The sequence below is a fragment of the Sphingobium wenxiniae genome, assembly GCF_007830065.1.
Classification (GTDB): Bacteria; Pseudomonadota; Alphaproteobacteria; order Sphingomonadales; family Sphingomonadaceae; genus Sphingobium; species Sphingobium wenxiniae.
In genome coordinates, this window is record NZ_VLKK01000015.1 from 40,505 (window position 1) to 65,765 (window position 25,261).

At 63.3% G+C, this 25,261-nt stretch carries 27 protein-coding genes; 10 read left to right on the forward strand and 17 right to left on the reverse strand.

Annotated features, from left to right (window positions below; all coding sequences use genetic code 11):
- Window positions 1–110: 110 nt before the first annotated feature.
- A complete protein-coding gene (locus IQ35_RS16065) occupies window positions 111–665 on the reverse strand; it encodes an outer membrane protein (RefSeq protein WP_145074852.1) in 555 nt (184 codons plus the stop codon).
- Window positions 666–976: 311 nt separating this feature from the next.
- Between IQ35_RS16065 and IQ35_RS21590 the strand changes: the two genes are divergently transcribed.
- Together IQ35_RS21590 and IQ35_RS16075 are read left to right on the forward strand one after the other, a co-directional pair.
- Complete coding sequence (locus tag IQ35_RS21590) at window positions 977–1,531, forward strand: single stranded DNA-binding domain-containing protein (RefSeq protein ID WP_242003373.1); 555 nt, start codon at window positions 977–979, stop codon at window positions 1,529–1,531.
- Between the two features lie 5 nt (window positions 1,532–1,536).
- A complete protein-coding gene (locus IQ35_RS16075) occupies window positions 1,537–2,232 on the forward strand; it encodes a hypothetical protein (RefSeq protein WP_021245179.1) in 696 nt (231 codons plus the stop codon).
- Here IQ35_RS16075 and IQ35_RS16080 read toward each other — a convergent pair.
- On the reverse strand, window positions 2,219–2,671 hold the full coding sequence (locus IQ35_RS16080) for a peptidylprolyl isomerase (protein WP_021245180.1): 453 nt from the start codon (window positions 2,669–2,671) through the stop codon (window positions 2,219–2,221). The two genes, IQ35_RS16075 and IQ35_RS16080, sit on opposite strands and share 14 nt — an antisense overlap.
- 169 nt (window positions 2,672–2,840) lie before the next feature.
- Here IQ35_RS16080 and mgtE point away from each other — a divergent pair, with 169 nt between their 5' ends.
- Entirely contained in the window at window positions 2,841–4,286 is a 1,446-nt protein-coding gene (gene mgtE, locus IQ35_RS16085) for a magnesium transporter (RefSeq protein ID WP_021245181.1), read from the forward strand.
- 22 nt (window positions 4,287–4,308) lie between these two features.
- Window positions 4,309–4,707: a DUF1489 family protein gene (locus IQ35_RS16090; protein ID WP_021245182.1), complete on the forward strand. Its 399-nt coding sequence runs from the start codon at window positions 4,309–4,311 to the stop codon at window positions 4,705–4,707.
- A gap of 71 nt (window positions 4,708–4,778) precedes the next feature.
- On the opposite strand, the gene uvrB is transcribed toward IQ35_RS16090, so the two are convergent.
- Entirely contained in the window at window positions 4,779–6,962 is a 2,184-nt protein-coding gene (gene uvrB / locus IQ35_RS16095) for an excinuclease ABC subunit UvrB (RefSeq protein WP_145074854.1), read from the reverse strand.
- A 66-nt stretch (window positions 6,963–7,028) separates the two neighbouring features.
- Here uvrB and IQ35_RS16100 point away from each other — a divergent pair, with 66 nt between their 5' ends.
- Window positions 7,029–7,607: a DUF3617 domain-containing protein gene (locus tag IQ35_RS16100; RefSeq protein ID WP_021245184.1), complete on the forward strand. Its 579-nt coding sequence runs from the start codon at window positions 7,029–7,031 to the stop codon at window positions 7,605–7,607.
- Window positions 7,608–7,733: 126 nt separating this feature from the next.
- On the forward strand, window positions 7,734–8,237 hold the full coding sequence (locus tag IQ35_RS16105) for a DUF3617 domain-containing protein (protein WP_031291139.1): 504 nt from the start codon (window positions 7,734–7,736) through the stop codon (window positions 8,235–8,237).
- A 178-nt stretch (window positions 8,238–8,415) separates the two neighbouring features.
- Here the strand turns inward: IQ35_RS16105 and IQ35_RS16110 are convergent, their stop codons facing one another.
- From IQ35_RS16110 to IQ35_RS16165, 13 genes are all read right to left on the reverse strand, one after another.
- Window positions 8,416–9,651: an MBL fold metallo-hydrolase gene (locus tag IQ35_RS16110; protein WP_031291140.1), complete on the reverse strand. Its 1,236-nt coding sequence runs from the start codon at window positions 9,649–9,651 to the stop codon at window positions 8,416–8,418.
- A 222-nt stretch (window positions 9,652–9,873) separates the two neighbouring features.
- Window positions 9,874–10,791 (reverse strand): EamA family transporter, encoded by a 918-nt coding sequence (locus IQ35_RS16115; protein ID WP_145074857.1) that lies wholly within the window; start codon window positions 10,789–10,791, stop codon window positions 9,874–9,876.
- Between the two features lie 190 nt (window positions 10,792–10,981).
- On the reverse strand, window positions 10,982–11,254 hold the full coding sequence (locus IQ35_RS16120) for a 3TM-type holin (RefSeq protein ID WP_021245188.1): 273 nt from the start codon (window positions 11,252–11,254) through the stop codon (window positions 10,982–10,984).
- Between the two features lie 12 nt (window positions 11,255–11,266).
- Entirely contained in the window at window positions 11,267–11,806 is a 540-nt protein-coding gene (locus IQ35_RS16125; protein WP_145074860.1) for a glycoside hydrolase family 108 protein, read from the reverse strand.
- A gap of 146 nt (window positions 11,807–11,952) precedes the next feature.
- A complete protein-coding gene (locus IQ35_RS21095; protein WP_158636682.1) occupies window positions 11,953–12,099 on the reverse strand; it encodes a hypothetical protein in 147 nt (48 codons plus the stop codon).
- 14 nt (window positions 12,100–12,113) lie between these two features.
- On the reverse strand, window positions 12,114–14,264 hold the full coding sequence (locus tag IQ35_RS16130) for a catalase (RefSeq protein WP_145074863.1): 2,151 nt from the start codon (window positions 14,262–14,264) through the stop codon (window positions 12,114–12,116).
- A gap of 169 nt (window positions 14,265–14,433) precedes the next feature.
- Window positions 14,434–15,327 (reverse strand): hypothetical protein, encoded by an 894-nt coding sequence (locus tag IQ35_RS16135; RefSeq protein ID WP_145074866.1) that lies wholly within the window; start codon window positions 15,325–15,327, stop codon window positions 14,434–14,436.
- 47 nt (window positions 15,328–15,374) lie between these two features.
- On the reverse strand, window positions 15,375–15,959 hold the full coding sequence (locus tag IQ35_RS16140) for a hypothetical protein (RefSeq protein WP_021245193.1): 585 nt from the start codon (window positions 15,957–15,959) through the stop codon (window positions 15,375–15,377).
- Window positions 15,960–16,025: 66 nt separating this feature from the next.
- Window positions 16,026–16,376 carry a hypothetical protein gene (locus tag IQ35_RS16145; protein WP_145074869.1) on the reverse strand — a complete coding sequence of 117 codons (351 nt, stop codon included), beginning with the start codon at window positions 16,374–16,376 and terminating at the stop codon, window positions 16,026–16,028.
- On the reverse strand, window positions 16,373–16,666 hold the full coding sequence (locus IQ35_RS16150; RefSeq protein ID WP_145074872.1) for a hypothetical protein: 294 nt from the start codon (window positions 16,664–16,666) through the stop codon (window positions 16,373–16,375). Before IQ35_RS16150 ends, IQ35_RS16145 begins: the two co-directional genes overlap by 4 nt.
- Window positions 16,667–16,743: 77 nt before the next feature.
- Window positions 16,744–16,926, reverse strand: coding sequence for a CsbD family protein (locus IQ35_RS16155; protein WP_031291142.1), 183 nt, complete (start codon window positions 16,924–16,926; stop codon window positions 16,744–16,746).
- A gap of 123 nt (window positions 16,927–17,049) precedes the next feature.
- Window positions 17,050–18,528 (reverse strand): PAS domain S-box protein, encoded by a 1,479-nt coding sequence (locus IQ35_RS16160; RefSeq protein ID WP_021245197.1) that lies wholly within the window; start codon window positions 18,526–18,528, stop codon window positions 17,050–17,052.
- A 30-nt stretch (window positions 18,529–18,558) separates the two neighbouring features.
- The gene (locus IQ35_RS16165) at window positions 18,559–20,013 is read right to left on the reverse strand and encodes a sensor histidine kinase (RefSeq protein WP_158636683.1); all 1,455 of its coding nucleotides are present in this window, start codon (window positions 20,011–20,013) and stop codon (window positions 18,559–18,561) included.
- A gap of 138 nt (window positions 20,014–20,151) precedes the next feature.
- On the opposite strand from IQ35_RS16165, the gene IQ35_RS16170 reads away from it, so the two are divergent.
- The 4 genes from IQ35_RS16170 to IQ35_RS16185 all read left to right on the forward strand — a co-directional run bounded on the left by IQ35_RS16170 (window position 20,152) and on the right by IQ35_RS16185 (window position 24,919).
- Complete coding sequence (locus IQ35_RS16170; RefSeq protein WP_145074878.1) at window positions 20,152–21,390, forward strand: putative DNA modification/repair radical SAM protein; 1,239 nt, start codon at window positions 20,152–20,154, stop codon at window positions 21,388–21,390.
- Window positions 21,387–22,808: a UdgX family uracil-DNA binding protein gene (locus tag IQ35_RS16175; protein ID WP_145074881.1), complete on the forward strand. Its 1,422-nt coding sequence runs from the start codon at window positions 21,387–21,389 to the stop codon at window positions 22,806–22,808. Before IQ35_RS16170 ends, IQ35_RS16175 begins: the two co-directional genes overlap by 4 nt.
- A gap of 237 nt (window positions 22,809–23,045) precedes the next feature.
- Window positions 23,046–24,269 (forward strand): sulfotransferase family protein, encoded by a 1,224-nt coding sequence (locus IQ35_RS16180; RefSeq protein ID WP_145074884.1) that lies wholly within the window; start codon window positions 23,046–23,048, stop codon window positions 24,267–24,269.
- Window positions 24,266–24,919, forward strand: a complete 654-nt coding sequence (locus tag IQ35_RS16185; protein WP_145074887.1) for a hypothetical protein — start codon at window positions 24,266–24,268, stop codon at window positions 24,917–24,919. The genes IQ35_RS16180 and IQ35_RS16185 overlap by 4 nt, the downstream gene beginning before the upstream one ends.
- A gap of 78 nt (window positions 24,920–24,997) precedes the next feature.
- On the opposite strand, the gene IQ35_RS16190 is transcribed toward IQ35_RS16185, so the two are convergent.
- Window positions 24,998–25,261: ATP-binding protein (locus IQ35_RS16190; protein WP_158636684.1), on the reverse strand; the 264-nt coding region annotated here is incomplete at its 5' end.

Consider the following 25,261-nt stretch of genomic DNA (forward strand, 5'->3'; position numbering starts at 1 on the left):
TGAAAACGGAAGAGGACGGGTCAGCCGCAGTCCGAATGGCTGACCCGTCCTCGACTCCTCCGGAGAGGAATGGGTGGGCGGGCGCACGGGACGCCCGCCCGAACCTTATGTCAGAATTTGGCGACCACGCCCGCCATCGGGCGGATGGAGCGGAAATTGCCCAGCGTGTCCGCCTGGAAACGCAGGCGGACGGGGCTGCTGGCCGCCGAGCTGCCGAGGTCCGCCGCCGACACTTCCACGCCCGCGCCATAGGTGGTGCCGTGGAAATCGGGGCTGTCGGGTCCCAGCGCGTCGAAATTGACCCAGCGATAGCCGACCTTGCCGAAGATCAGGCTGTCCTTGCCCGCCTTCACGCCGACACGGCCCGCCGCGCCATATTCCCAGTCCACGTCGCCGCTGACGCCCTTGGACGCGGTGCCTTCGACGCCGACGACCAGCGGCCCGGCGACATTGTAGTTCACGCCCGCGACGCCCTCGACCATGCGGCCCTTGTAGCCGACGGGCGGAATGCCTTCCTTCCCGGTTTCGCTGTCATAATTGTCCACGCCGCCCATCACGCCGACATAGGGTTCGATGCGGCGGGGGGAGCCTGCATCGTCCTGCGCCGCCGCCGCGGCGGGAATGAAGGACGCAGCGGCAACCGCCGCGAAAAGCAGTCTGTTCATGAAACGACCCTTTTTTCTGGTTTTAAGGAAAATCGCGTCCGGGGTGTGGACCCCCGGCCTGCCCGTGCGCTCAAAGCGCCCCAGGAGCATGGAAAGGAAATCCGCCAGCGCCCTTGAAGGTTTCCTGAAGGCAGGAAAAACCTGCTCTCGCCGGGAAATTGCGGCACAAATACAACGGTTTCTGTCGGGAAGATGAACAGGAACCGATTTTTCTGAACCCCCGATAAACAACTGCTTCATCCCCCAGCCATTCACGGTCAATTCAACCGCCGGCCATTATGGATGGCCGATAACGTCTGAGGAGAAAGGCGATGGCCTTGTTCAAACGGCCCTTGTTCGCGGTGATAAGTCTGGCGGGCGCCCTGATGGTGGCCGGCTGTGCCTATGACGACGGCTATTATGGCGGCGTCGGCGTGGGCAGCGGCTATTATGGCGGCAATTACTGGGATTCGGGCTATTATGATCCCAGCTATTATAATGGCTGGTATGACGGCTATTATTACCCCGGCAGCGGCTATTATGTCTATGATCGCGGCGGTCGGCGTCATCGCTGGAATGACGGGCAGCGCCGCTATTGGGAAGGCCGCCGCGCGACGCATGGCGGCGACAACCGCTGGCGCGGCGGGGATCGCGACCGCTGGCAGAATCGGGATCGCGGCGGACGGGGCGAGGGCAACTGGAACAATCGGCCCCAACGCCCCCAGGCGACTCGCCCGCAAACGAACGACGGCGATCGAGGCCGTTGGCGCGGCGGCCGCGATGCCGTAACCTCGCCCCGGCCGCAGGCGCGTCCCGAGGCGCCGATGCCGCGTCCCGATGGCGGCCAGCGGCAGCCGCGCGGTTCGCGGAGGCAGAACCCGAATTGAACGATATGGAGATCGATGGACCGATGGGATGGCAAAAGGGAACGGTTCTTCTTCTGGGCACATTGACGCTGGCCGCCTGCGACGGGCGTGAGGAAAGCGCGATCGACAATCTGGCCAACGGGGCCAATGCGGTGCAGGTGCAGAATGATGTGCGGGCCGAAGCGCAGGCCCTGATGGAACCGCTTGCGCCCCCGCCGCCGGGATCGCCCGGCGGCCTTCCCGTTTCGTCCGAACCGGTGAACGAGGACGCCATCGATCCCGACAGCGCGCAGGGCGCGGCGCAGGTGGTGCAGGGCTATTACGGCCTGCTGGAGGAAAAGCGCTTCGACGATGCGCAGGATCTGTGGAACGAAAAAGGCCCCATCGGGACGGAGGAGGATGTCCTCTTCGCCGCCCGCTTCCGGGGTTTCAGCGAAATCCACGCCAATGTCGGCGTGCCCGGCGATGTGGAGGGCGCGGCAGGCTCCCTCTATGTGACGGTCCCGGTGCAGGTCTATGGCCGCGTCGCCGCCACCGGCAAGCCTTGGTATACCTTGCGGCAGGTGACGCTGCGCCGCGTCAACGACGTGCCCGGATCGTCGGAAGCCGACCGCCGCTGGCACATCGAATCGATCGGGCCTTATGCCGCGCCCGAAGAACCGGCGGGGGAAGCGGCGGCCAACGCCATCTCCCCCACCGACGGCATGGTCAGGAAACCGTAGCCTTCACGATCTTGCCGGGGGTTGCCGGCGGCTCGCCCTTGGGCAGGGCGTCGACATGCTCCATGCCGGACGTGACTTCGCCCCAGACGGTATATTGCCCGTCGAGGAAGGTCGCGTCGTCGAAGCAGATGAAGAACTGGCTGTTGGCGCTGTTCGGGTTCGTTGCGCGGGCCATGGAGCACACGCCCCGCACATGCGGCTCGCGGCTGAACTCGGCCTTGATGTCGGGCAGCTTGGACCCGCCCATGCCGGTGCCGGTCGGATCGCCGCCCTGCGCCATGAAGCCGGGAATGACGCGGTGGAACACCACGCCGTCGTAAAAGCCGTCCTTGGCGAGCGACGTGATGCGCTCCACATGGCCGGGGGCCAGATCGGGGCGCAGCTTGATGACGACGTCGCCGCCGCTGTCGAGGGTGAGGGTAAGCGTTTCGTCGGCCATGATGTCCTCTTTGTAGGGAAGGGTCGATGGCCGTCATATAAAGGCTTGGGACCGGGATGGAAGCATTTAGGGACATGACGCTCCGTTCGTCCCCCGAACCCCATTGCAATTCGATTCCGCATGAGCGAAAGCGGCCGGATGTTACAGGAACCGGACAGTAGGGGACGCGATGAGCGATCACGGCGATTTGGCCGAACCCCGGCCGGGCGAACAGCCTGTTGACGACGATGCCGTCGTCGATCAGGCGGGGGATTCCCGCCATGACGAGGATGACCGGCTGAAAACCGACTTCGTGTCCGCCGTGCTCGACGCGGTGGAGGAGGGCGAGAGCGAACGCGCGCGCGAACTCGTGTCGCCGCTGCACCCGGCCGACATCGCCGATCTTCTCGAACTCACCCCGTCCGAACGGCGCGGGGAAGTCGCCGCCGCGCTGGGCGATCTTGTCGGCGCGGAGGTACTCTCCGAACTCAACGACTATGTGCGCGACGGCCTGCTCGATTCGCTCGCGCCCGAACAGGTCGCCGAATTCGCCCGCGAACTCGACACCGACGACGCCGTCGCCATCATCGAGGACATGGACGACGCCGACCAGCAGGCCGTCCTCGATGCGCTCGATCCCGAAGACCGCGCCGCCATCGAAAGCGCGCTCTCCTATCCGGAGGAATCCGCCGGGCGCCTGATGCAGCGCGACCTGATCGCGGTGCCCGAACATATGACCGTCGGGCAGGTGATCGACTACCTCCGCGACAATAGCGACCTCACCACCGATTTCTGGGAAATCTTCGTGGTGGACGAGCAGCACAAGCCCATCGGCACCTGCCAGCTTTCGTGGATTCTCACCTGCCCGCGTTCCGTCGCCATGGCCGACCTCATGAAGCGGGAACAGACGCTGATCCCGGTCGACATGGACCAGGAGGAAGTGGCGCTGCGCTTCCAGAAATATGCCCTCATCTCCGCCGCCGTGGTGGACGGCAGCGGGCGGCTGGTCGGCATGATCACCGTCGACGATATCGTGCACATCATTTCCGAGGAAGCGGGCGAGGACATCCTGCGCCTGTCCGGCGCGGGCGAGGGCGACATCAACGAACCCGTGATGGACAGCTATCGCGCGCGCGTGCGCTGGCTGCTCACCAACCTGCTGACCGCGCTGGTCGCCTCCACCATCATCGGCATTTTCGAAGGGACCATCGAAAGGATGGTGGCGCTCGCCACGCTGATGCCGATCGTCGCGGGCGTGGGCGGCAATGCGGGCAGCCAGACCATGGCCGTCACCGTGCGCGCGCTCGCCACCAACCAGATCACCGGCACCAACACGCGCCGCACCATCCTGCGCGAGATGCGCGTGGCGCTGCTCAATGGCGTGACCGTGGCGGCGGTGCTGGGCGTCGGCGTGGCGCTGGTGTTCCAGAACGGGGCATTGGGCGCGGTGATCGCGGCGGCGATGATGACCAATATCCTGACGGCGGGCCTGGCCGGGGCGGCGGTGCCGCTGGCGTTCGACCGGATGAACCTCGACCCGGCGGTGGCGTCGTCGATCTTCGTCACCATGATTACCGATTCGATGGGCTTCTTCGCTTTCCTGGGGCTGGCGAGCGCGGCGGGATTGACGGGCTGAAATCCGCGCTCATCTTGACGCCATGCCCCTTCACCTCACCAAGATAGCATTCGGCGCGCAAAGTCCCGCCGCCCTGCGCGCCTGGCTGGAAAGCCATGCGGGCGAAGCGCGGACCAGCACCCGTTACATGCCCAAGCGTTTCGAGGAACTGGCGGGCGGCTCCCTCTACTGGATACACAGCAGCCAGCTCGTCGGCCGCAGCCCGATATTGGGTTTCGAGGAAACCGGGCAGGGCCGTTTCTGGATTCGCCTCGAACCCCGCCTCGTTCCGGTGCGGGCCATGCCCAAACGCCCGCATCAGGGCTGGCGCTATCTGGAAGAAAAGGACGCGCCGCCGGACCTGGGATCGGGCGAGGCGGACGATCTTGACGCCATGCCGCCCGCGCTGCTGGGGGAATTGTCCAGGCTGGGACTGGTATGATCCGCTCCGCGCGGCGCGGGGCGTTCCGGCGATAAGGGGACATTTCCCCGATCCCTCGTCCCTCCAAGGTCCTATCGCCCGAATTTCCGCTGCGTCTTGCCGTAGCGCAGCTTGCGCGTGCCCGGCTTGCCTTCGTTCGCGCGGCCCCTTGGCGCGGCGACCTGCTGGTCGGCGGGCAGGCCAAGCTCCTCGGCCTCCAGCTTGCGGATTTCGTCGCGGATGCGGCCCGCTTCCTCGAACTCCAGATCGGCGGCGGCGGCGCGCATCTTCTTTTCCAGATCCTCGATATAGGCGCGCAGATTATGGCCGACGAGGTGCGGGCGATCCTCGATCCCCGTATCGACCGTGACCTGATCCTTGCTCGCGACATGGGCGATGATGTCGCCGATATGGCGCTTGATCGTGGTCGGCGTGATGCCGTGTTCCATGTTGTATGCCTGCTGCTTCTCGCGGCGGCGCGACGTTTCGTTGAGTGCCCGCTCCATGGAGCCGGTGATCCTGTCGGCATAGAGGATGACGCGCCCATCCACATTGCGCGCCGCGCGGCCGATGGTCTGGATCAGCGACGTTTCGGACCGCAGGAAACCTTCCTTGTCCGCGTCCAGGATCGCCACCAGCCCGCATTCGGGAATGTCCAGCCCCTCGCGCAGCAGGTTGATGCCGACCAGCACGTCATACACGCCCAGCCGCAGGTCGCGGATCAGCTCGATGCGCTCCAGCGTCTCCACATCTGAATGCATGTAGCGGACCTTGATCCCCGCCTCGTGCATGAACTCGGTCAAGTCCTCGGCCATGCGCTTGGTCAGCGTGGTGACGAGGGTGCGATATCCCTTCTTCGCCGTTTCCCGCGCCTCATGGATCAGGTCGTCCACCTGATCCTCCACCGGCTTGATCTCGACCGGCGGGTCGATGAGTCCGGTGGGGCGGATCACCTGTTCGCTGAACGCGCCGCCGGTCTGGTTCATCTCCCACGGGCCGGGCGTGGCGGAAACGCTGACGGTCTGGGGCCGCATCGCGTCCCATTCGTTGAAGCGCAGGGGTCGGTTGTCGATGCAGCTCGGCAGGCGGAAGCCATATTCGGCGAGCGTGATCTTGCGCCGGTGGTCGCCGCGCGCCATCGCGCCGATCTGCGGCACGGTCTGGTGGCTTTCGTCCACGAACAGCAGGGCGTTTTCAGGCAGATATTCGAACAGCGTCGGCGGCGGCTCGCCCGGCAGGCGGCCGGTCAGGAAGCGGGAATAATTCTCGATCCCCGCGCAGGCGCCGGTGGCCGCGATCATCTCCAGGTCGAAATTCGTCCGCTGCTCCAGCCGTTGCGCCTCCAGCAGCTTGCCCTCGGCGGTCAGCTCCTTGAGCCGCTCGGCCAGTTCATGCCGGATCGCCTCCATCGCCTGTTTCAGCGTCGGGCCGGGGGTGACGTGGTGGCTGTTGGGAAAGACCTTCACATAATCGAGGCTCGCGACCTTCTTGCCGGTCAGCGGGTCGAACTCGACGATCTCCTCGATCTCGTTGCCGAAGAAGCTGACGCGCCAGGCGGTATCCTCATAGTGGCTGGGGAAAATCTCCAGATTGTCGCCCTTCACCCGGAAATTGCCGCGCGCGAAGGCCGCGTCGTTGCGCTTATATTGCAGCGCGACGAGCTTGCGGATGATCTCCCGCTGGTCTTCTATCCCGCCCTTCTTCATGGCGAAGGTCATGGCCGAATAGGTTTCGACCGATCCGATGCCGTAAAGGCACGACACCGATGCCACGATCAGCACGTCGTCCCGTTCCAGCAGCGCGCGGGTGGCGGAATGGCGCATCCGGTCGATGGCCTCGTTCACGCTCGACTCCTTCTCGATATAGGTGTCGGATCGCGGCACATAGGCTTCGGGCTGGTAATAGTCGTAATAGCTGACGAAATATTCGACGGCGTTTTCCGGGAAGAAGCTCTTGAACTCCCCGTAAAGCTGCGCCGCCAGGATCTTGTTGGGCGCGAGCACCAGCGCGGGGCGCTGCAACGCCTCGATCACCTTGGCCATGGTGAAGGTCTTGCCCGAGCCGGTGACGCCCAGCAGCACCTGATCGCGCTCCCCTTCCCGCGCGGCGGCCGTCAGTTCGGCGATGGCGCCGGGCTGGTCGCCCGACGGCTCATAGTCGGAAACGAGCCTGAACGGCCTGCCGCCCTCGCTCTTTTCCGGGCGCACGGGACGGTGGGGGACGAAGCCTTCGCCTGTTTCCGGCTCTGCCAGCGATGTGCGGATTTGAATTGTCATCGCCGCTTGATATGGTCTTCCCCAAGACGGGCCGCAACCGTCCGCATATCAAAACAGGGATCAGCCATGAACAAAGCCCCCAGGACCGCCATCGCGGCCGCCATCGCCTCCGCCGCGCTGATGCTCGGGGCGTGCGGCGAGAAGCCGGGCGGGAAGGCGCAAGGACAGGGCGGCATCGCCGCGACCGACGGCATGAGCCGCGAAGAGGTCAAGGGCGAGGTCGACAAGGTGCAGCTCAAGCCCGGCCAATGGGAAGGCAGCTTCACGCTGGAGGACATCGACCTGTCGCACACGCCCGGCGCGTCGGCGCAGGTCAAGGACCGGATGAAGCAGATGATGAGCCAGTCCTCGATCCAATATTGCCTCACGCCCGAAGAAGCCGCCAACCCCAGCGGCAGGATGTTCTCCGGTCAGGAGAACAATGACTGCACCTATGGCGGCTTCGACGCGCGCGGCGGCACGGTGAAGGGGCAGGTGTCGTGCAAGGGCGAAAACGGCACGATGGATGCGGTGATGACGGGCAGCTACGCGCCCGAAAGCTATGAAATGCACATGGACATGAAGATGGCGGGCGGGCCCGGCGGCATGACCATGGCGATGAAGGCGCGGACGGCCGGAAAGTGGATCGGCGCGGCCTGTTCCTGATCCCGGCCGCCCGCCTTTCCCGCCTCCGCCCGCCAGGGCGACGGCGGAAGGCGTATTTTCGCTTGCACTTTGCGCCCGAAGGGTTGAGCTTCCTTGTCGTTCCGTAAGAGAACAGGGGAGAGGATGATGCGTTCTACCGTTCTGGCGGCGCTGCCGCTTGTGATGACATTCGGTCTGGCGGGGTGCGGCAGCGGCCCCGCCCCGGATACGGAAGCAGAAGAAGCGCCCATCCTGATGCAGGCGGGCGAATGGGCGCTGACCCGCAAGACGACCGGCTATAACACGCCCACGGTGACGCCCGCCGAATATCAGGCCGCGCTCAAGGACGTGAAGGAGGACAAGGTCTGCATCGCGGTCGACGCGGCGGGCGTGCCCGACGCCAACGCCCTTGCCGGGACGGAGGGCAAGGATTGCACCTACAAGGACAAGCTGCTCCGCAAGGGACGGCTGATCGCCACCCTGTCCTGCAAGGCTGGAAACGGCACCTCGGAAATCGCGCTGGAGGGCAATTATACCGCCGACACGCTGACGCTGGGCACGACGATGACGAAGACGGTGGGCGGCCAGCCTACCCTGCGGACCACGCACGATCTGAATGGCAAGCGCGTAGGCGACTGTCCGAAGGTCTAGGGACCGATCGCCCCGAGGGCGGCTGATTCAGGCCCCCTTCTTTCCCTTTCCCCCTTGCGGGAGAAGGATATGCAGCCTTGCCGACCCCGGCCTTGAGTCGGAGGAGGCCAGGCGGCGTTGGATGAGGGGTTTTCGCGCCCTCCCCATGGGAAGAGGGACAGGCGCAACCCGCAAACCGCTATTCCAGCGCCGCGATCGCCCGCCGGTCGCAGCGTTTCGCGCCCCGCGCGACGGGCGTATAAGCGGGCACCGGGATCGACTGGCCGATCCTGAGAGGGGCGAAGCGTTTGCGCTCTATCCCCTCGCATCGCAGGAACAGCTCCAGCATCCGGGGCGGCGTGTCCCATTGCTCGTAGGACAGGCGGAACGTGCCCCAGTGGACCGGGATCGCGGTCGACGCCTTGAGCCGCTCGAAGACCCGGACCGCCTGTTCCGGGCCGATATGCGCGCCCGATTCCATCTGTCCCTTCTGGAAGCGGAAGGCGCCGATGGGCAGGATGGCGAGCCGGATCGGACCCAGCCGGGCGGCTTCCTCCGGCCACATCATGTCGCCCGCGCCGGTATCGCCCGCGAAGAAGATGTTCCCGGCGCGCGTCTCGATCACGAAGCTGGACCATAAGGCCCGGTTGCGGTCCGTCGCCCAGCGCGAACTCCAATGATGATTGCGCGTCACATGGACGCGATAGTCGGGGCAATGCTCGTAATTCTCGCACTGGATCACCGTGTCGGCGCTCAGCCCGTCCAGCCCGCTCAGCCCGCCCAGCGCCGCTCCGCTGATCGAACGGCCCCAGTCCAGCGCCGTGGACGGTATGCCGGCGGCTTTCAGGATCGCGTCGTTGCCAAGGCCGGTGACGATCCTGGGCCGGTCGCGGTCCCACAGCCTTTTCAGCGTGGGAATGTCCAGATGGTCGTAATGATTGTGGCTGATGACGATCAGGTCGATCTTCGGCAGGTCGTCGAAGCGGATGCCCGGCTGCGCCACGCGCCGGGGACCGATCAGGTTGAACGGCCCGGCGCGATCCGACCAGATCGGATCGGTCAGGATGTTGAGGCCCGCCGCCTGCACCAGCACCGTCGCATGGCCCACCCATGTCGCCACCATGCCGCGCGGCGCGGCGAAGGGGGCGGGGCGCGTCGGCGTCACCGCGATGGTGTCGGGCCAGACGGGTTGCTCGTCGCGCCCCATCAGATAGCGGGCGATGGCAATGTGCAGGTTGCGGCCGCGCGGCGCGGCATCGTCCTCCCCATCGGGATTGAAGAAATGCGCGCCGTCGAAATGGCGGCTGGCCGGCCCCTCATAATAAATGCGGTCGAGGAAGGGCGGAACGATGGTGATCGCCAGGCACAGGGCGATGAGCAGGAACAGCAGCGCGAGGCCCAGCCCTCCGGCGATTTTCCTGAACAGGCGACCCATGCGCTCTCCGAACCTTTGCCAGATCAGCGACATAGCGCGATTTGGCGGCGCGGCAAGGGGCGCGCGCTTATGCCCCCGGCGCGCATGGTCCGATTCAATCCCGATCCGGCCGATTCACGCGGCGACGCGAAGAACAAGAGCGCGCCGAAAGGGCGCTTCCCGCGCCTCAGTGGGAAAAAATTCGACCGCATGACCGTGGACAGGATCGCCTGTCCCGATCGATCATAGCGCGCCCGCCAGCGCCAGGACGACGCCCAGCGCCACCAGCAGCAGCGCCGTCACCTCGCTGCGCTTCATGCGCTCGCCCAGGTAGAAATGGCCGAAGGCGAGCGTGAAGGCGACTTCGACCTGCCCGACGATCCGGACCAGCGCGACCGGCGCGGTGGCAAAGCCGGTGAACCAGCAGGCCGATCCCGCCGCCGACAGGAACCCGACCTGCCCCGAAACCCGCCAGCTCGCCAGCACCCGCCGCATCTCGCCCGGTTCGCGCAGCAGCAGATAGCCGCCCTGCATCACGGTCTGGAGAGCCACGGTCGCCGCCAGCACGAGAAGCGCGGCATGGATCGGGCTGCTCCCGCCCGCCTCCTGCGCGGCGCGGCGGATGCCGATGGCCGTCAGGGCGAAGAAGAAGCCCGAACCCATGCCGTAGAGCGCGGCCGGCTGGCCCAGCGCCTTCAGGAAATCCAGCGGCCCCATCCGCCGTCCGCCCGTGGACAGCAGCATGATGCCCGCCACCCCGCATCCGATCCCGCCCAGGGTGAGCGCGCTCAGCCTTTCGCCCATCAGCAGGAAGGAGAGGATGGCTCCCTGTACCGCCTCCGTTTTCGAATAGGCTGTCCCGACCACGAAATTGCGGTGGTGGAAGGCCATCAGCAACAGGTTGGTGGCGATGATCTGCGCCAGCCCGCCCGCCAGGCACAGGAGCAGGAACAGCTTGCCGGCCGAGGGGAGGGGCGCCGGAAACGCCAGGCGGTAAGCCGCCAGCATCAGCAGCGCGAAGGGCAGGCCGTAAAGATAGCGGACCAGCCCCGCGCCGTTGATCGACAGGCTCTTGCCCACGCGGCGTTGCACGGCCGTGCGCCACGCCTGCATCCCACCCGCGATCAACGTGGCGGGCAACCAGAGGGGAGAAGAGATCATGCCCCGCCTATAGCCCAAATGCGCCGCGCGTCACCTTCGGCGTTCGCCGCTTTCCGCAGGGCGCTTGCGCAATTTGCAAATGACATGACCCTTTTCGCAAAGACCATGCCCGCCGCCCGCTCGGCTCGGCCTGGCTTGCCGCAGGATCAATGGGAAGGCATGGCCGGACCGCTCCCGCCATCCAACCCGCCTACCGCTCCAGCCCCTTCGCCTTCCCCCATGCCCGCGCGGCGGTGTAGCCCAGATAGCCCGTGCCGAAGAGCGCGTAGAGCGGCTCGGGCAGCGCCTCCAGATAGGCGCGCATCCCCTCGACGATGGCCGCCGCCATCCGCGGACGGACGCCTGCGATCAGCCCCATCGGCACCGACCACAGCAGCAGCCCGTACATCACATAGAGAAAGGCCGGACGCGCCCGCCTGACCCAGGCGTCGTCCGCGTCCATCGCCTGTTCCTGCCTGCTCATGGTATCCTCTCCTTAACCGATCCGGTTCGCCAGCCATCCATAGAGAAAGGCTTCGTTCGCGGGCCTGCTTTCCGCCAGCGCGATATAGCGCTCGCCCTGCAACGCCTCGACGGCCTTCAGCAGCACGCGCTCGCCCCCGCGCCCGCGCAGGGCCATGAAGGCGCCCAGCGCCGCCAGCGTCTTCGCGCCGATCCGCCGGTCGACGGTCAGGTCGGGATAATCCTTCTGGTTCCGGTTCAGCGCATTGAGCGCCCGTTGCAGGAATCCCGTCGCCGCCGCCGGCCCCATGTTGACCGCGGTATCGAACAGCTCCGCCGCCACGTCCGGCGCGATCTCCGCGGCGAAGGCGTAGCCCGGCCGTTCCCAGTAAAGCCGCCGGTAGATGCTTTCCGCGACCGCGCGCGGCATTGTCCGCATGTCGCCCGCATAGCCGTTCTCCCGCGCCACGCCTTGCGTGATGCCCCAGTTGGTCGGCCCGCCGCGATCGGCCGGATGATGGCTGTATCCGCCCTCGCGCTCGATCACCTCTTCGATCAGTGTCCCAATGTCCATGCCCGCCTGTCCCCATGTCCCCGGAAAGGCGAATCATTTATCCCATATGGTTCCCTGTAGGACAGCAAAAACCGCGCGCGGCCCGAAAATAGGAAAAATAGGAGGGGGGAGAGAAGCCACCCGCAAAACCGCGGCACTTCGCCATCTCACTCTCGATTTCGGCCGGCCTTCGCCTCATTCACGGCGATGTCGAAGCCCGTTTCCTCCGCCTGTTCGTAAATGGCTATGACAAGCGGCTCGCCAGCTTCCAGCAGCGAGGAGCGGGCATCGTCCATGGTGAATTGAGCTGCCATGTCCGTCCTCCCTTTCAGGCGAGATCGCGCACCTTGGGTTCGCGCGCCCAGTGTCGTTTCACGCCAACCTTCATGAAGTTCTCAACCGGAACCACGCCGTCGTCCTGCTCGACATTGGCCTTGTCGAGCAGGATCTGCGTGCCCTTGCAGTGGGCTATGGTCTTGCAATGAGCATAGGCATCCATGAACCACTGGACAGCCGCTCCGTCCTTGGTCAGCTTTTCGGCGGCGTCAGGCGTCAGGATGGCGGCAACCGCGTCGAACAGCACGGAAGGCGAGCCGGCAAGCTGCCCATCGGCCTTCAGGATGCCGCCTTTGACCTTGATGCCGCCGACCTTCGGTGCAACCAGGAAGGCGGTGCCGCCTGCCTTCTCGATCTCGCCTTTCAGCGAGTCGATGGACGCCTTGTCCGATCCCTCGGCGAAGAGGATGCCCACCTTGCGCCCCTTGAGCGTCTCCTTTGCCTGCTTCTGGATCGACAGCGCGTCGGACGCCTTCATGTCGATTGGCGCTCTGGCCGCCTTTGCCTTTTCGGGCAGGTCGATGGCCAGGCCCGCCGCGACGCGTTTCGCCAGATCCTCGTCGATATTGCGCAGGCGTGAGATAAGCCGCGCGCGAACATGCTCCAGCCGTACCTTGGACAACTCGAACACGATGGCCGAGGCGATGTGCGCCCGCTCGTTTTCTGTCTGGGAGCGGTAGAAGAGCCGCGCCTGGCTGTAGTGATCGGCGAACAGTTCCGCACGGATGCGGAGCTTCTGGGTCGGATCATTGCGCTCATCATTGGCGGTGAAAGTGGTGAAACCAGTCTCTGGGCAGGCGCGCGGTCCCGCGTCCTCGCCCGCTTCGGCCAGGCTGTTCGGTTCATAGTTGGCGCGGCCCGTAGGCACCAGCGTCTGCATCATCCCGTCGCGCTGGAAATTGTGAAACGGGCATTTGGGCGCGTTGATCGGGATCTGATGGAAGTTGGTTGTGCCGAGCCGCGACTTCTGCGTGTCGAGATAAGAGAAGAGACGCCCTTGCAGCAGCGGATCGTTGGTGAAGTCGATGCCGGGAATGATGTTGGTCGGCAGGAAGGCCGCCTGCTCGGTCTCGGCGAAGAAATTGTCGACGTTGCGGTTGAGCGTCATGCGGCCGATGATCTCGACCGGAATCTCTTCTTCCGGGATAAGCTTGGTCGCGTCGAGCACGTCATAAGGCTGCTTTGCCGCCCATGCCTCGTCGAAGACCTGCACGCCCAGATCCCATTGCGGGTAGTCGCCGGCCTCGATGGCTTCGAACAGGTCGCGGCGGTGGAAATCGGGGTCGGCCCCGGCGATCTTCACCGCCTCGTCCCATGTGGTGGATTCGATGCCGAGCACCGGCTTCCAGTGAAACTTGACGAAATGGTCTTCGCCCTTCGCATTGACGAGGCGGAAGGTGTGAACACCGAAGCCCTCGATCATCCTGAGCGAGCGGGGGATCGCTCGGTCCGACATCGCCCACATGATCATGTGCATCGATTCGGGCATCAGGCCGATGAAATCCCAGAAGGTATCATGTGCCGAGGCGGCCTGCGGATAGCCGCGATCGGCCTCCATCTTCACGCTATGGACCAGATCGGGGAACTTGATGGCATCCTGGATGAAGAAGACCGGGATGTTGTTGCCGACCAGATCCCAATTGCCCGTATCGGTATATAGCTTGACCGCGAAGCCCCGCACGTCGCGCGGTGTGTCGATCGATCCCGCGCCGCCCGCCACGGTCGAAAAGCGGACGAAGACCGGGCAGCTATCGCCCTTCTTTTGGAAGATTGACGCCTTGGTCATATCGGGGATCGCCTTCGTGCATTCGAACACGCCATGCGCGCCCGATCCGCGCGCATGAACGATGCGTTCGGGAATGCGCTCATGGTCGAAGTGGAAGATCTTCTCGCGGAGGACGAAATCTTCCAGCAGCGTCGGGCCGCGCTCGCCGGCGCGCAGGCTGTTCTGGTTGTCGGCGATGCGATGGCCGAAATTATCGGTCAAGTGGGAAATGCCATCTTCATGGTCGGCGCCGGCGGGAACATTCTGGTGAAGCTCCCCACCAATGCCGAGAGTGGTTTCAGGTGACGATTGCCCCGATCCCGGCGCATGATGATGAAGTGAATTCGTCCGGCTGGGCGAAACTTCGGATTCAGCCATCTTGGCTCTCCCCTATATATTATCGATCTGACGAGAACCCCGGTCGCGATGATCATCGGCGATCACCCGGGGTCCCGCTTCTTCTACTACATAGAACACGTCATTTCGGCATAGGTTCCTGTCTGGCACAGCTGCCGGCTCGTCGAGCGGCAGCCGTGGCACTCCTGGCCTATTGGCGGACAACGATCTGCTCGCGGCGACCGCCGACGATACCGCCGAAACCGGCAGATGCGGCGCCGATGATGAGCGCGAGGACAACGAGGAATGATGTGCCGGCAGCACCGCCAGCAGCAGTATCGACGGTCGTCTTCGCAGTCTCGACGGCATCATTCTTGGCGGCGACGAAACGCGCCTTGGCGGCTTCGACCTTCTGGCGAGCTTCGGCGGCGCTGATCTTCTGCTGCGCGGCGACGATCGCCACGATCCGGCTTTCAGCCTGCGCGCCTTTGGTGCCGCCCGCCGCGAGGTCGGGCAACTGCCGGGCGACCTCCTTTTGCGCTTCCTGCGGCGACATCGCTGCCGGGTCCGCTGGAACGCTCGTCAGATAGGCGGCCGCTTCATTGCCAATATCGATATCGTCGACACTCGCAGCCCTGGCAATGACGGGGGCTGCCGCGCCTACACTCTGACCGGCGGTCGATGCCACCCCGCCAACGGTGCGAAACGCGCCGCCGATGATGCCGCCAACAGCCGAGGTGATCAGATAGACGGTGAGGATGGAAGTCAGGCCCCAGATCGTCAGGCCGTGAACCAGCCCATCGAAGCGGTCGTGAGCGCCCGCTACGCGAGCCGCCGCGTAGCTGCCGGCGCCCAACGAGATCATCATGCTCACGACCCAGTATAGGCCAGCACCGATTCCGAAGCTGTTCGCTCCGGGTGTCGTGCCCTTCACGGGATCGACAAGGCTGAAGCCGATCCCTGTGCCGAGCAGGGCCAGCACGAGCTGGATGGCGATCGCCAGGGTTACGCCCGCAAATATCGCCGGCCACGACAAGCGCGAACGCAACGGCAAGGCGGCCGGCCTATCATAAGGCACGGTCGCGGACTCATAGGAAGTCGACATTGGTCTCTCCTGTTTTCGCTATGGGTTTATTGCGGCGGACCAAGCCGTCAGAAATGAAAGATGACGCCGGCCATCGGCCGCAGGCTGTCGAAGTCATAGGTGTCCATCTGAAGACGGAGTCGCACGCCGCTATTGCCGGTAATGCCGCCCAGTCCGATGTCCTTCGGGCCGACCTCGACGCCGAGGCCGTAGATCCAGTCCTTCTGGTCGGAAAAGCCGCGCTTGCCGTTGACCCATTGATAGCCGGCCGAAGCGTAGATCAGGCCGCTCTCGCCGGCGCGTCCGCCGATGCGGCCCTTGACACCATATTCCCAGTCGATGTCGCTAAAGCCCTTGGTGGCGTTGCCCTCGACGCCGACAAAGGCCGGCCCCAAGGGGATATTGACGCCGGCAACGCCGCTGATCAGCGCGCCGCCCATGCGGCTGCCGGTCGGCGAGACCCCCAACTCGCTTTGCTTGTCGAAGCTGTGATAGCCGCCCAGCACGCCGAAATAGGGTTCGATACCGAAGGCTGGCGTGCCGTCCGGGGCGGTGGGAGCATCGCTCGCTTGCTCGCTTGCCGGCACGTCTTGCGCGAACGCGCCGACTGGCATCAATGCGGCGAAAGCCGCGACGAGAATGTGCTTCTTCATGACAATGATCCTCCGTGACCGGGGAAACTATCCCCGGCGATGTGATGAAAATGATGATGTGACCGCTTACAGGCGTCGGGCGTCGGCCTGGGCTTCAAGCTCGCGGGCATGTTCGTCCGCCGCATCGCGCACGGACTTCGCCTGCTGATCCAGCCGCTCGGCCGCGATGTCGGCCTGGCTGCGGATGTTGTCGGCTTGACGGTCGAGCACGTCTCCCGCCGCATCGCGCGCCTCCTTTGCGGATTTCGCGGCGCGTTCGCGCGCAGAGCCGACCCGCTCATTGGGGCCGTCGCCGCTATAGGGTTGGCCAGCCGCTTCGGCCGCCGCCTTGTCTTTTTCAGCTCCCGCCTTCTGCTCCGGCCCTTGGCAGGCGGACAGCAAACTCAGGCTGACCATGAGGAACAGAGCCGATCTCATGGGATCTGGTCCGATATCGTGGCCGGTGTCTTGACCAGCACGCTCGAAACGGGAGCGTCCATGCCGGGAACGGGCGGGGCGCCAAGCACGACCAGCTTTTCCTGGTAAAGCCGTGCAAGCTCTTCATGGGCGCAACGCGAAGAGGAGCAGTTCGCGCGCTCCGCCTGTTCAGTGCAATATGTCAATCGACGCCGGTAGTAGGCGATGTCTTCGTGGAGCGTAGGCATGTCGAGCCTCTGAAGCAGGAGCGTCCGATCCGATGCCGGCGCATATTGTGTCAGCGCGATCATCGTTGGCTCCTTGTCGATGTGTCGGTGAAGGGCTGAGCGGGACGCCGCCCATATGGGCAGCGTCCCTGCAAAGCCGCTTACTTGCGAACCGCGTCACGTATCTTGTCGGTAGCCTTGCCAGCCGCAGACTGCACAGTGCCCGCCGCCTTCTCGGCAACACCCTCGGCCTCGAGCGAACGGTCGCCGGTGATCTTGCCGGCGGCTTCCTTGATCGAGCCCTTTACCTTCTTAGCCTCGCCCTTGATGCGATTGCTGTCCATCTCCGTCTCCTTGGCGGGCGCGCTCACCACAAGCGGCGCCATTGCCTTCATTTGAGCTGAAAGATGCGAGCGCCAAAGATACGCGCGGACCAAATCGTGTAGTAGCGCAGGACTAGTAGCGTCTTAACGGATCGGCCGCGCGAGCGGAAAACCCCGCTCCCTCGCCCAGAGGATCGCGGCGGCGCGGCGGTTGACGCCGATCTTCTGATAGACGCGCGCGATGTGGTTCCTGAGGGTATTGCGCGAGACGCCCATTTCCTTGGCGATCGCGACATCGTCACCCCCTTCGCAGAGCAAGCTCAACACTTCCTTCTCGCGGCGGGTGAGTTCGCTGACCTCGACGGGCGCGGCGTGGGGGTGCGGCGAGCGCAGATTGGCGAGCTTCTCCACCACGGTGCGGCTGAACCAGTTGGTGTCCTTCATCACCGCCTCGATCGCCGTGATCAGCTCCAATTCGCTATGTCGGCGCTCATGGATATCCTGAATCACCCAGAGCACGCACATCGCATCGCCCAGCGGGATGGCTTCCGCCGAGACCAGGCAATCGACAAATCCGCCATCCCTGGTCCTTACCCGCACGTCGCGCCCGCGAAAACCGCTCCGTTCCGCAAGCACGCTCCCGGCTTCCTTGAGGAAGGATGCCGGCTCCCATAGCTTGATCGTCGCTAAAGCCTGCCCGGTCACCTCGTCGGCTGAATGATCGGTGAGTTGGCAGAAGGCATCGTTAACGTCGCACAGGCAATGATCGTCCTGCGTGGTGATGATCATTCCGACGGGGGCAAGTCGGAAGGTCTTGACGAACCGCTCCTCGCTGGCGCGCAACTGGTTCTCCGCCTGACGCCGCGGCTCAAGGTCCGCGAAGGAGAAGAGCATGCATGGCTGCTCGTCGAGTTCGATCGGCTGGCCCGCGACGATCACGAGCTTGCGGCCGCCATCGGGCAGGGACAGGTCGGCTTGCATCTGGGGAATGGTCCGCCCCTCGCGCAACCGCTCCTTGGCGGTGTCCAGATCGGCCGCGTCCTGCAGCACGTCGATATCGTAGAGCGATTGCCCCAGCACCTCGTCGCGAGTGAAGCCGGTCATGTCCAGAAAGCCCTGGTTGACCTTGACGTAGCGATGATCGGCCAACCGACAGATCAAGGCCGGTGCCGGGTTGACGTTGAAGGTCTGCTCGAAGCGCTGCTCGGCCTCGAAGCGAAGCGACACGTCCTGCATCACCAGTACGAACAGGTCGGGCTTACCCTTCTCGTCGGAGAGCGCGAGGCTCCGCACCTGATGAAGCCAACCGGCATCATCGTCGGCTGCGGGCGTGACCTCAACAATGACTTCGGAGAACTCTTCGCCCGCGATAACGCGAGCGAGCGGATAGTCCTTCTTCCCTAGAATATGATTGTTGCGATAGCGCAGTTGGAAACGCTTGGCATAGCCAGTCACGTTGTCCCCAAGCGCCTCCACCTCTGCCACACCATGCATTCTCAGCGCCGCGTCGTTCGCCCAGAGGATCGCGCCGCCATCATCCGCCAGGATCACGCCTTCCGACAGCCCGGCGATGATTTGCCGGAGGCGGCCGATGTCGACGGATTGATTGCGCAATGTGGCCAAAAACCGTTTCCCTTTCCTGAACCGCTCCGGCTAGCCAGCCAGAACGCTGCGCGCGGGCGCCTCAAAGTGCCAGACGACCCCTGTGGGCAAGTAGTGGCAGTTCACCCTTGCGCCGGATACGACGCGCGGATTGCGTTCAATGATGAGGGAACCGAAGCCCTTGCGTTCCGGTTCCTTGACCGGCGGGCCCCCTTTTTCCAGCCAGTCGATGCACAAATGAGGGGAACCATCGCCGTCCCGGATGGACCAGCTTACAAACACGCGCCCTGAACTACTGGACAAGGCGCCGTATTTGACGGCATTCGTCGTCAGTTCGTGAAGCGCAAGGCCGATGGTTTCGGCTGTTCCGGGATGAAGCCGCAGATCAGGATCGCCTTGCAGCAAAAGGCGTTCGCCCAGTACATCACCGGCGATCGCAGTCTGTGACACGACAAGGTCGTAAATGGTGGTCCCGGTCCACTCGCCGTTGATCAGCAAGTCCTGGCTCCTGGCGATAGACATCATCCGCTGTTCCAGCGTGCGCAGCCAGGGTACGCGCGTGTCCGGCACGGTCCGGCGGACCAAGGCGTGCATGACCGAAAGCTGGTTCTTCGAGCGATGATTGAGTTCCCCCATGAGCAGGGCGATGCGCTCCTCGCTTTCCCGCTGCGCGGTGATGTCGCGTGACACACAAAGGATCGCCTCGACGTCCCCGTTCGGCGACAGAAGTGGCGTCAGCATATTGTCCCAGTAGCGGGGTTTTTCGCCGGGAAGGCAGATCAAACCCGGAAACCGCGCATTAAAGCCACGTCTGGCATCATCGAGCGCGGCTTGACCGATTTCCTTGACTTCTGGACCAAGCAGCGGCAGCCATTCCATCCCGAGCCCGGAGTCCTCGTCCACGCCGAGAGCGATGCAGCCCGCGCGGTTCAAATAGGATAGTCGTCCATCCGGCTGAATGACCTTCACACAGTCCACGCTCACATCGAGCATACCGGCCTGAAGTTTGATGGTTCTCGCCAGATCCTGTTTGCGCAGTTTGCGAGCATGAATATCGGTCAGCACATAAAGCCAGAACTGGGGCTTGCCATCGCGCACGTCATGGGCGTGGACGCGCAGTATATGCCAGCGATACTCGCCGTCAGAAGCCCGCAGGCGGACATCCGCCTCGAAGTTTCTTGCCGCTGCCAGCGCCTCTTTCAATCCGGCTTCCACGCCCTCGCGTTCCAAAGGATGGAGCCGATCCATCCAGCCGGACGGAGCGAAAGCCTCCGGGGTTTCAATGACGCCGCTTCTCCAGGCATCGTTGCAGCATATGGCCGGCCCGTGGCTCCCGAAGAGGCAAGCGGGGTCCGGGATGAGTTCGAGGGCCGCCGGAAGTTCGATAAGTGCACGGAAGTGGGTATCTTGGGCGGCTGAAGTGTAACCCCGCGGGCTTTCCACACTTGTTTCCGTCTCGCTCGATGCTGGTCGGACGTTCTCTCCTTGTTTCAGACGCGCAGCCATTCCGACTGTCTCCTTAATTATATCAATATGCAGGCTAACTCTATTTCGCCCATCGTGCGAGTCAGGTTTATGCCTCGCCAGAGGGAAAAGGTGCAGCGCTCGGTTGCTCATTACCGGAATGGAACATATAAAGAACATATGTCCAATTTGAGTTTGAGCGAGCGCCTGGAGATTCTGGCGGATGCCGCGAAATATGATGCCTCCTGTGCCTCATCCGGCACGGCGAAACGGCACAGCCGCGACGGAAAGGGGCTGGGCTCCACGCAGGGCATGGGAATTTGTCACGCCTATGCGCCGGACGGGCGGTGCATCTCGCTGCTCAAGATCCTGCTGACCAACCACTGCATCTTCGACTGCCACTATTGCGTGAACCGCAAGAGCTCGAACGTGCGCCGCGCGCGCTTCACCTCGAAAGAAGTCGTGGACCTGACGCTGAACTTCTACCGCCGCAACTATATCGAAGGGCTTTTCCTGTCATCCGGCATCGTCAAATCCTCCAGCCACACGATGGAGCAGATGATCGAGGTCGCCCGCTCCTTGCGGGAGGATCATGGCTTTCGGGGTTACATTCACCTCAAGACGATCCCCGAGGCTGATCCAGAACTGGTCGAGCGTGCCGGGTTATGGGCAGACCGCGTATCGATCAACGTCGAACTGCCGACCGAGACGGGATTGGCGAAGCTCGCGCCCGACAAGGACGGCAAGCAGATTGAGGGAGTCATAGCGCGGATCGGCGATGCCATCGCGGAATCCAGGGATGCGCGCAAGCGCTTTCGCCATGCTCCCCGCTTTGCACCGGCGGGTCAGTCCACGCAGATGATCGTCGGCGCGGACGAGGCGAACGACAGCCAGATCATCGAACGGGCCAGCCACCTCTACAACCGGTTTCAGCTGCGCCGTGTCTATTATTCGGCGTTCAGTCCGATTCCCGATGCGAGTGCCGTTCTGCCGCTCAAGCGTCCCCCGCTGATCCGCGAGCATCGATTATATCAGTCGGACTGGCTGGTGCGCTTCTACGGTTTTACCGCGAATGAGGTGCAGCAGGCCACCGATGCGGACGGAATGCTGCCCCTGGACATCGATCCGAAACTGGCCTGGGCGCTGGGATATCGCGAGCGATTTCCGGTCGATATAAATCGTGCGCCGCGTGAGATGCTGTTGCGGGTGCCGGGTCTGGGTACGCGCGCAGTGGCGGCGATCATGCAAGCACGGCGCTGTCATCGCCTGCGGCTGGACGACCTGAGCAGACTGACGCGATTCATCTCCAGTTTACGCCCCTTCATCATTACAGCCGACTGGCGTCCGACGCTGTTGATTGACAGACTTGACCTGCGCGCCCGGACGACACCGCCCCGCCAGATGGAGTTGTTCGGATGAGCGTCGCGCCCGCCGGGGCCGGCGATCTTCATCATCTGACGATAGACCGTCCCGACGACTTCGATGGATGGCGCGAGCAGGCAAGGACAATGGCGGCGGCCTATATCCCGCCTGAGTGCATCGTCTGGTCAGCGGACGGGCGAGGCGAGCGCGACCTGTTCGGTGGGCCTGGGCGGGATCTCGCTCCAATACCTTCTTCACAGCGTTCAGTGAGAGCGAACAAGGCCTTTCTGCGGCTGGCGCGTAGCGTCATGCTGCACAAGGAACCGGCACGTTTCGCGTTGCTCTACAAGCTGCTCTTGCGGCTTCAGGATGATCCTCATCTGATGGAGAAGGTGGCGGACAGAGAAGCCCATCGTCTTACCGTCATGGCAGGGCATGTCCGCCGTGACATTCATAAGATGCGGGCCTTCGTCCGGTTTCGCGCTATCAAGGAATCAGACGGTACAGAACGCTATGTCGCTTGGTTCGAGCCGGACCATCATATCCTGCGCGCGAATGCGGATTTCTTCCTCAACCGCTTTGCCAGCCAGCGCTGGTCGATTCTGACTCCGGGTTCGTGCGTGCATTGGGATGGGAAGGTGCTGACGGAAACATCCGGCGCAAACCGAAATGATGCGCCTGCCGAGGATGCCACCGAGGATCTCTGGCGGCGCTACTATGGCTCTATCTTCAACCCTGCGCGGTTGAAAGTCGCCATGATGGTAAAGGAAATGCCGCGCCGCTACTGGAAAAATCTGCCCGAGGCGCGAATGATTCCCGAGCTGATCGCGGGGGCGCAGGCACGCGAAGCCGATATGGTAGCACAGGGCGTCGACACCTTTCCCGAAGCACTCCCGGCAAGACTGGAAGAGATCGCGCAGGACATATCCTTGTGTCGGCGCTGCCCCATCGGATGCAATGGAACTCGCTCCGTTCCCGGTGAAGGGCCAGAGCGGGCGCGATTGTTGATCGTCGGCGAACAGCCGGGGGATCAGGAGGAACGAGAGGGGCGGCCGTTTGTCGGGCCAGCGGGACAACTGCTCGACGAACATCTAAACCGGGCAGGATTCGACCGATCACTGATCCGCGTCACCAACGCGGTGAAGCATTTCAAGTTCGAGCAGCGCGGCAAGCGACGCATCCATCAGAATCCGACCGCTGGCGAGATCGATCACTGCCGCTGGTGGCTGGATGCCGAACGCCGGCTCGTAAAGCCGGATATTATATTGGCGCTGGGCGCGAGCGCGGGGCGGGCCTTACTGGGACGGACACCGAGCGTCGCCAAGGAGCGCGGCAGGCTGCACCCATTGCCCGATGGAAGCAGTCTATGGCTGACTGTGCATCCCAGCTTTCTGCTTCGTCTCGATGGAGAGGCGCAGATGCGTGAGCGGAATCAGTTCCAGCATGACCTGATGCAATTGCGCGCAATGCTGTAGGATTATGAGGCACCCCAACACGCGAATATATCTGGCTCGATGACAAGCCGCTCGCGCTGGTTGCAGTCTTTCACCGGCGACCTATCCTCTTGCGTTCCTAGTTAGTCATGATACACGCCTGTATAAGTAGAAAAGCCCGCGGATAATGGGCGAGCGCGTGCCTCGCTAGCGTTTGATTGATCCGCATAGGGATCGGTAGCTGACCCAAAGAGTGGAGGCAACGATGGAGAGGGACGTATGCTCGATACCGCCAATGAACCTGCGCGTGAAGCAGGGCGCGATCTCCTTCTGAACAGCGACGCTATTCAGGCTGACGCCGAGGCCATCGTTGGCATGGCAGATCCGGATAAAGCCCTATTCAAGCCCAACCTCGACAGGCTCGTGAAGTCTGTAAATGCCACAGCGCGCCTCTCTCCGCAGGGCTATGCGATTACACATGCCGAACTCGTCGACGCGATTGTCAATCGCCTGGAGTCGCGTCGATGGCTCGATCGACATCCTGAAATTGCCGAACAATCAATCGTCGAACCCATTTTCATGACCGGCCTGCCCCGCTCGGGCACAACTTATTTCCAGAATCTGTTCAATATCGACCCGGCATTTCGGCAGATCAGGGCTTGGGAGGCAAGCAGGATATGCCCACCTCCCGCAGTCGATCCGACATCAGCGCACAAGCGGTTTGAGGCAACCCGGCGCGAAATCGCTCAGCGGGTCAAACTCAACCCCGAGTACAATGCGATTCATCTAAGCGACGCCGACGGCCCGGAAGAATGCCATCCCCTGCTGACACAGACATTCGGCGCAGCGGGTTATCATAACTATCTGAACGTGCCAGATTATTTCGATTATCTTACATCGGCACTGAATCTTGAAGAGACCTACCGCAATCATCGGCAACAGCTGCAATTGTTGCAATGGGGTGCCGCGCCTAAACGTTGGGCGCTGAAATATCCCAATCACCTCGTTGCAATGGATGTGATCATGGCGATCCATCCCGATGCTCGCTTCATCGTCACCCATCGCGATCCGCGGCAGACGCTTGCATCACTCTGCCGTCTCACACACAGCTTTCGTGCGCCGCGCAGCGAAGATCGTGACGCCTTATTGGTGGGCCGCCAGATGCGCACGTTCGTTCGCAGGCATCTCGATGGCCTGATGGCCTTCGCTGCGTCGTCGCATGCCGGACGAGCGATCCACGTCGATTATTACTATTCTCTGGAACAACCCGCCGAGATGATGGCCGGGGTGTATCGGGACCTCAACATGGAGATGGCTCCCGCTGTAGCGCACGATATCCGGGGATGGGTGCGCCGCAATCCGAAGAACAAACGCGGCGCCAACGACTATATGCTTTCGGATTATGGCCTGGATGCGGACGAGATTGCCGAAGAATATGCGGACTATATCACCGCCTTTGACATTCCCTCAGAATCAAAAGCCCTCGCGAGGCTGTCCGTATGAGCCTTGACGCCGCAAGAAGAGCGTGGCTCGATTTGCAGAATGCCGTTGCTTCAGCAGAGCGGGCGGTCGTCGCTGCTGCTCCTGATGAAGAGACTGCGCAAGAGGGGCTCGCCTATGTCGGAAGGTGCCTAGCATCGGCACTGGACGGCGCACTCTCCCCGGAACGCCATCTAAAGGGTGGCCTCTATTATGCAGAGCATCTTAAGGGGGGCGCCAACCCCGATTATAGGATGGGCCAGGCCGTCATAATGCCGGGAGCCCGTTACCGGATCGGGGGCTCGCTCAACGGCGCGATCCGGTTCGGAGTCGGTCTCTATTCACCTAAGCCTGGTTTTGGATTGACGCTGCAAGCCTATAGTTCGGTCGACGGACGAAATAGCGATGCGAACGGCCGATTTTCGCTGACGATTGGCCCTGACGCGGACAGCAGTCTGCTATCGTCGGCAAATAGCCGCATCCTGATAACCCGCGAACTGACGCTGCGGCGCGGCGACGCCCCTGCCGCTATTAGTCTTGAACGGCTCGATGCCGCACCCGTGGAGCCAGGGCCGGACCTGGCCGCTCGCCTTATGCCCGCACAGGCCCAGATGGGTCCGATCTTTGAGGAATTCCTGCGCTGGTCCGAACTGCTGGCTGTTGATTTCCACTGAGAGTTGACCCGGGATTTTCATCGAGAAGTGACCCGGTTGGAAGGTATGTCCCGCTATGCGGGTGGTGGGTCAAGCGGGTTATTTTTCCTTTCGTGATTTGGGGTCCGCGGCGCTGGCCCTGAACCGAAAGCTGTCATTGCCGGTCTCGAGGATGTGACAGTGGTGGGTGAGCCGGTCCAGCAGAGCCGTTGTCATCTTGGCATCACCGAACACGCCAGCCCATTCGCTGAAGCTGAGGTTGGTGGTGATGACGACGCTGGTGCGCTCGTAAAGCTTGCTCAGCAGGTGGAACAGCAGCGCGCCGCCTGACGGGCTGAACGGCAAGTATCCGAGCTCGTCGAG

What these genes read in the sequence shown, in the direction of transcription:
- IQ35_RS16100 (WP_021245184.1), top strand. Translation starts at nt 7,029, where the DNA reads ATGAACAAAGCCCCCAGGACCGCCATCGCGGCCGCCATCGCCTCCGCC.
- IQ35_RS16145 (WP_145074869.1), bottom strand. Translation starts at nt 16,376, where the DNA reads ATGAGATCGGCTCTGTTCCTCATGGTCAGCCTGAGTTTGCTGTCCGCC.
- IQ35_RS16105 (WP_031291139.1), top strand. Translation starts at nt 7,734, where the DNA reads ATGCGTTCTACCGTTCTGGCGGCGCTGCCGCTTGTGATGACATTCGGT.
- IQ35_RS21590 (WP_242003373.1), top strand. Translation starts at nt 977, where the DNA reads ATGGCCTTGTTCAAACGGCCCTTGTTCGCGGTGATAAGTCTGGCGGGC.
- uvrB (WP_145074854.1), bottom strand. Translation starts at nt 6,962, where the DNA reads ATGACAATTCAAATCCGCACATCGCTGGCAGAGCCGGAAACAGGCGAA.
- IQ35_RS16115 (WP_145074857.1), bottom strand. Translation starts at nt 10,791, where the DNA reads ATGATCTCTTCTCCCCTCTGGTTGCCCGCCACGTTGATCGCGGGTGGG.
- IQ35_RS16130 (WP_145074863.1), bottom strand. Translation starts at nt 14,264, where the DNA reads ATGGCTGAATCCGAAGTTTCGCCCAGCCGGACGAATTCACTTCATCAT.
- IQ35_RS16075 (WP_021245179.1), top strand. Translation starts at nt 1,537, where the DNA reads ATGGAGATCGATGGACCGATGGGATGGCAAAAGGGAACGGTTCTTCTT.
- IQ35_RS21095 (WP_158636682.1), bottom strand. Translation starts at nt 12,099, where the DNA reads ATGGCAGCTCAATTCACCATGGACGATGCCCGCTCCTCGCTGCTGGAA.
- IQ35_RS16110 (WP_031291140.1), bottom strand. Translation starts at nt 9,651, where the DNA reads ATGGGTCGCCTGTTCAGGAAAATCGCCGGAGGGCTGGGCCTCGCGCTG.
- mgtE (WP_021245181.1), top strand. Translation starts at nt 2,841, where the DNA reads ATGAGCGATCACGGCGATTTGGCCGAACCCCGGCCGGGCGAACAGCCT.
- IQ35_RS16120 (WP_021245188.1), bottom strand. Translation starts at nt 11,254, where the DNA reads ATGAGCAGGCAGGAACAGGCGATGGACGCGGACGACGCCTGGGTCAGG.
- IQ35_RS16180 (WP_145074884.1), top strand. Translation starts at nt 23,046, where the DNA reads ATGCTCGATACCGCCAATGAACCTGCGCGTGAAGCAGGGCGCGATCTC.
- IQ35_RS16150 (WP_145074872.1), bottom strand. Translation starts at nt 16,666, where the DNA reads ATGATCGCGCTGACACAATATGCGCCGGCATCGGATCGGACGCTCCTG.
- IQ35_RS16185 (WP_145074887.1), top strand. Translation starts at nt 24,266, where the DNA reads ATGAGCCTTGACGCCGCAAGAAGAGCGTGGCTCGATTTGCAGAATGCC.
- IQ35_RS16090 (WP_021245182.1), top strand. Translation starts at nt 4,309, where the DNA reads ATGCCCCTTCACCTCACCAAGATAGCATTCGGCGCGCAAAGTCCCGCC.
- IQ35_RS16175 (WP_145074881.1), top strand. Translation starts at nt 21,387, where the DNA reads ATGAGCGTCGCGCCCGCCGGGGCCGGCGATCTTCATCATCTGACGATA.
- IQ35_RS16170 (WP_145074878.1), top strand. Translation starts at nt 20,152, where the DNA reads ATGTCCAATTTGAGTTTGAGCGAGCGCCTGGAGATTCTGGCGGATGCC.
- IQ35_RS16135 (WP_145074866.1), bottom strand. Translation starts at nt 15,327, where the DNA reads ATGTCGACTTCCTATGAGTCCGCGACCGTGCCTTATGATAGGCCGGCC.
- IQ35_RS16065 (WP_145074852.1), bottom strand. Translation starts at nt 665, where the DNA reads ATGAACAGACTGCTTTTCGCGGCGGTTGCCGCTGCGTCCTTCATTCCC.
- IQ35_RS16165 (WP_158636683.1), bottom strand. Translation starts at nt 20,013, where the DNA reads ATGGCTGCGCGTCTGAAACAAGGAGAGAACGTCCGACCAGCATCGAGC.
- IQ35_RS16155 (WP_031291142.1), bottom strand. Translation starts at nt 16,926, where the DNA reads ATGGACAGCAATCGCATCAAGGGCGAGGCTAAGAAGGTAAAGGGCTCG.
- IQ35_RS16125 (WP_145074860.1), bottom strand. Translation starts at nt 11,806, where the DNA reads ATGGACATTGGGACACTGATCGAAGAGGTGATCGAGCGCGAGGGCGGA.
- IQ35_RS16080 (WP_021245180.1), bottom strand. Translation starts at nt 2,671, where the DNA reads ATGGCCGACGAAACGCTTACCCTCACCCTCGACAGCGGCGGCGACGTC.
- IQ35_RS16140 (WP_021245193.1), bottom strand. Translation starts at nt 15,959, where the DNA reads ATGAAGAAGCACATTCTCGTCGCGGCTTTCGCCGCATTGATGCCAGTC.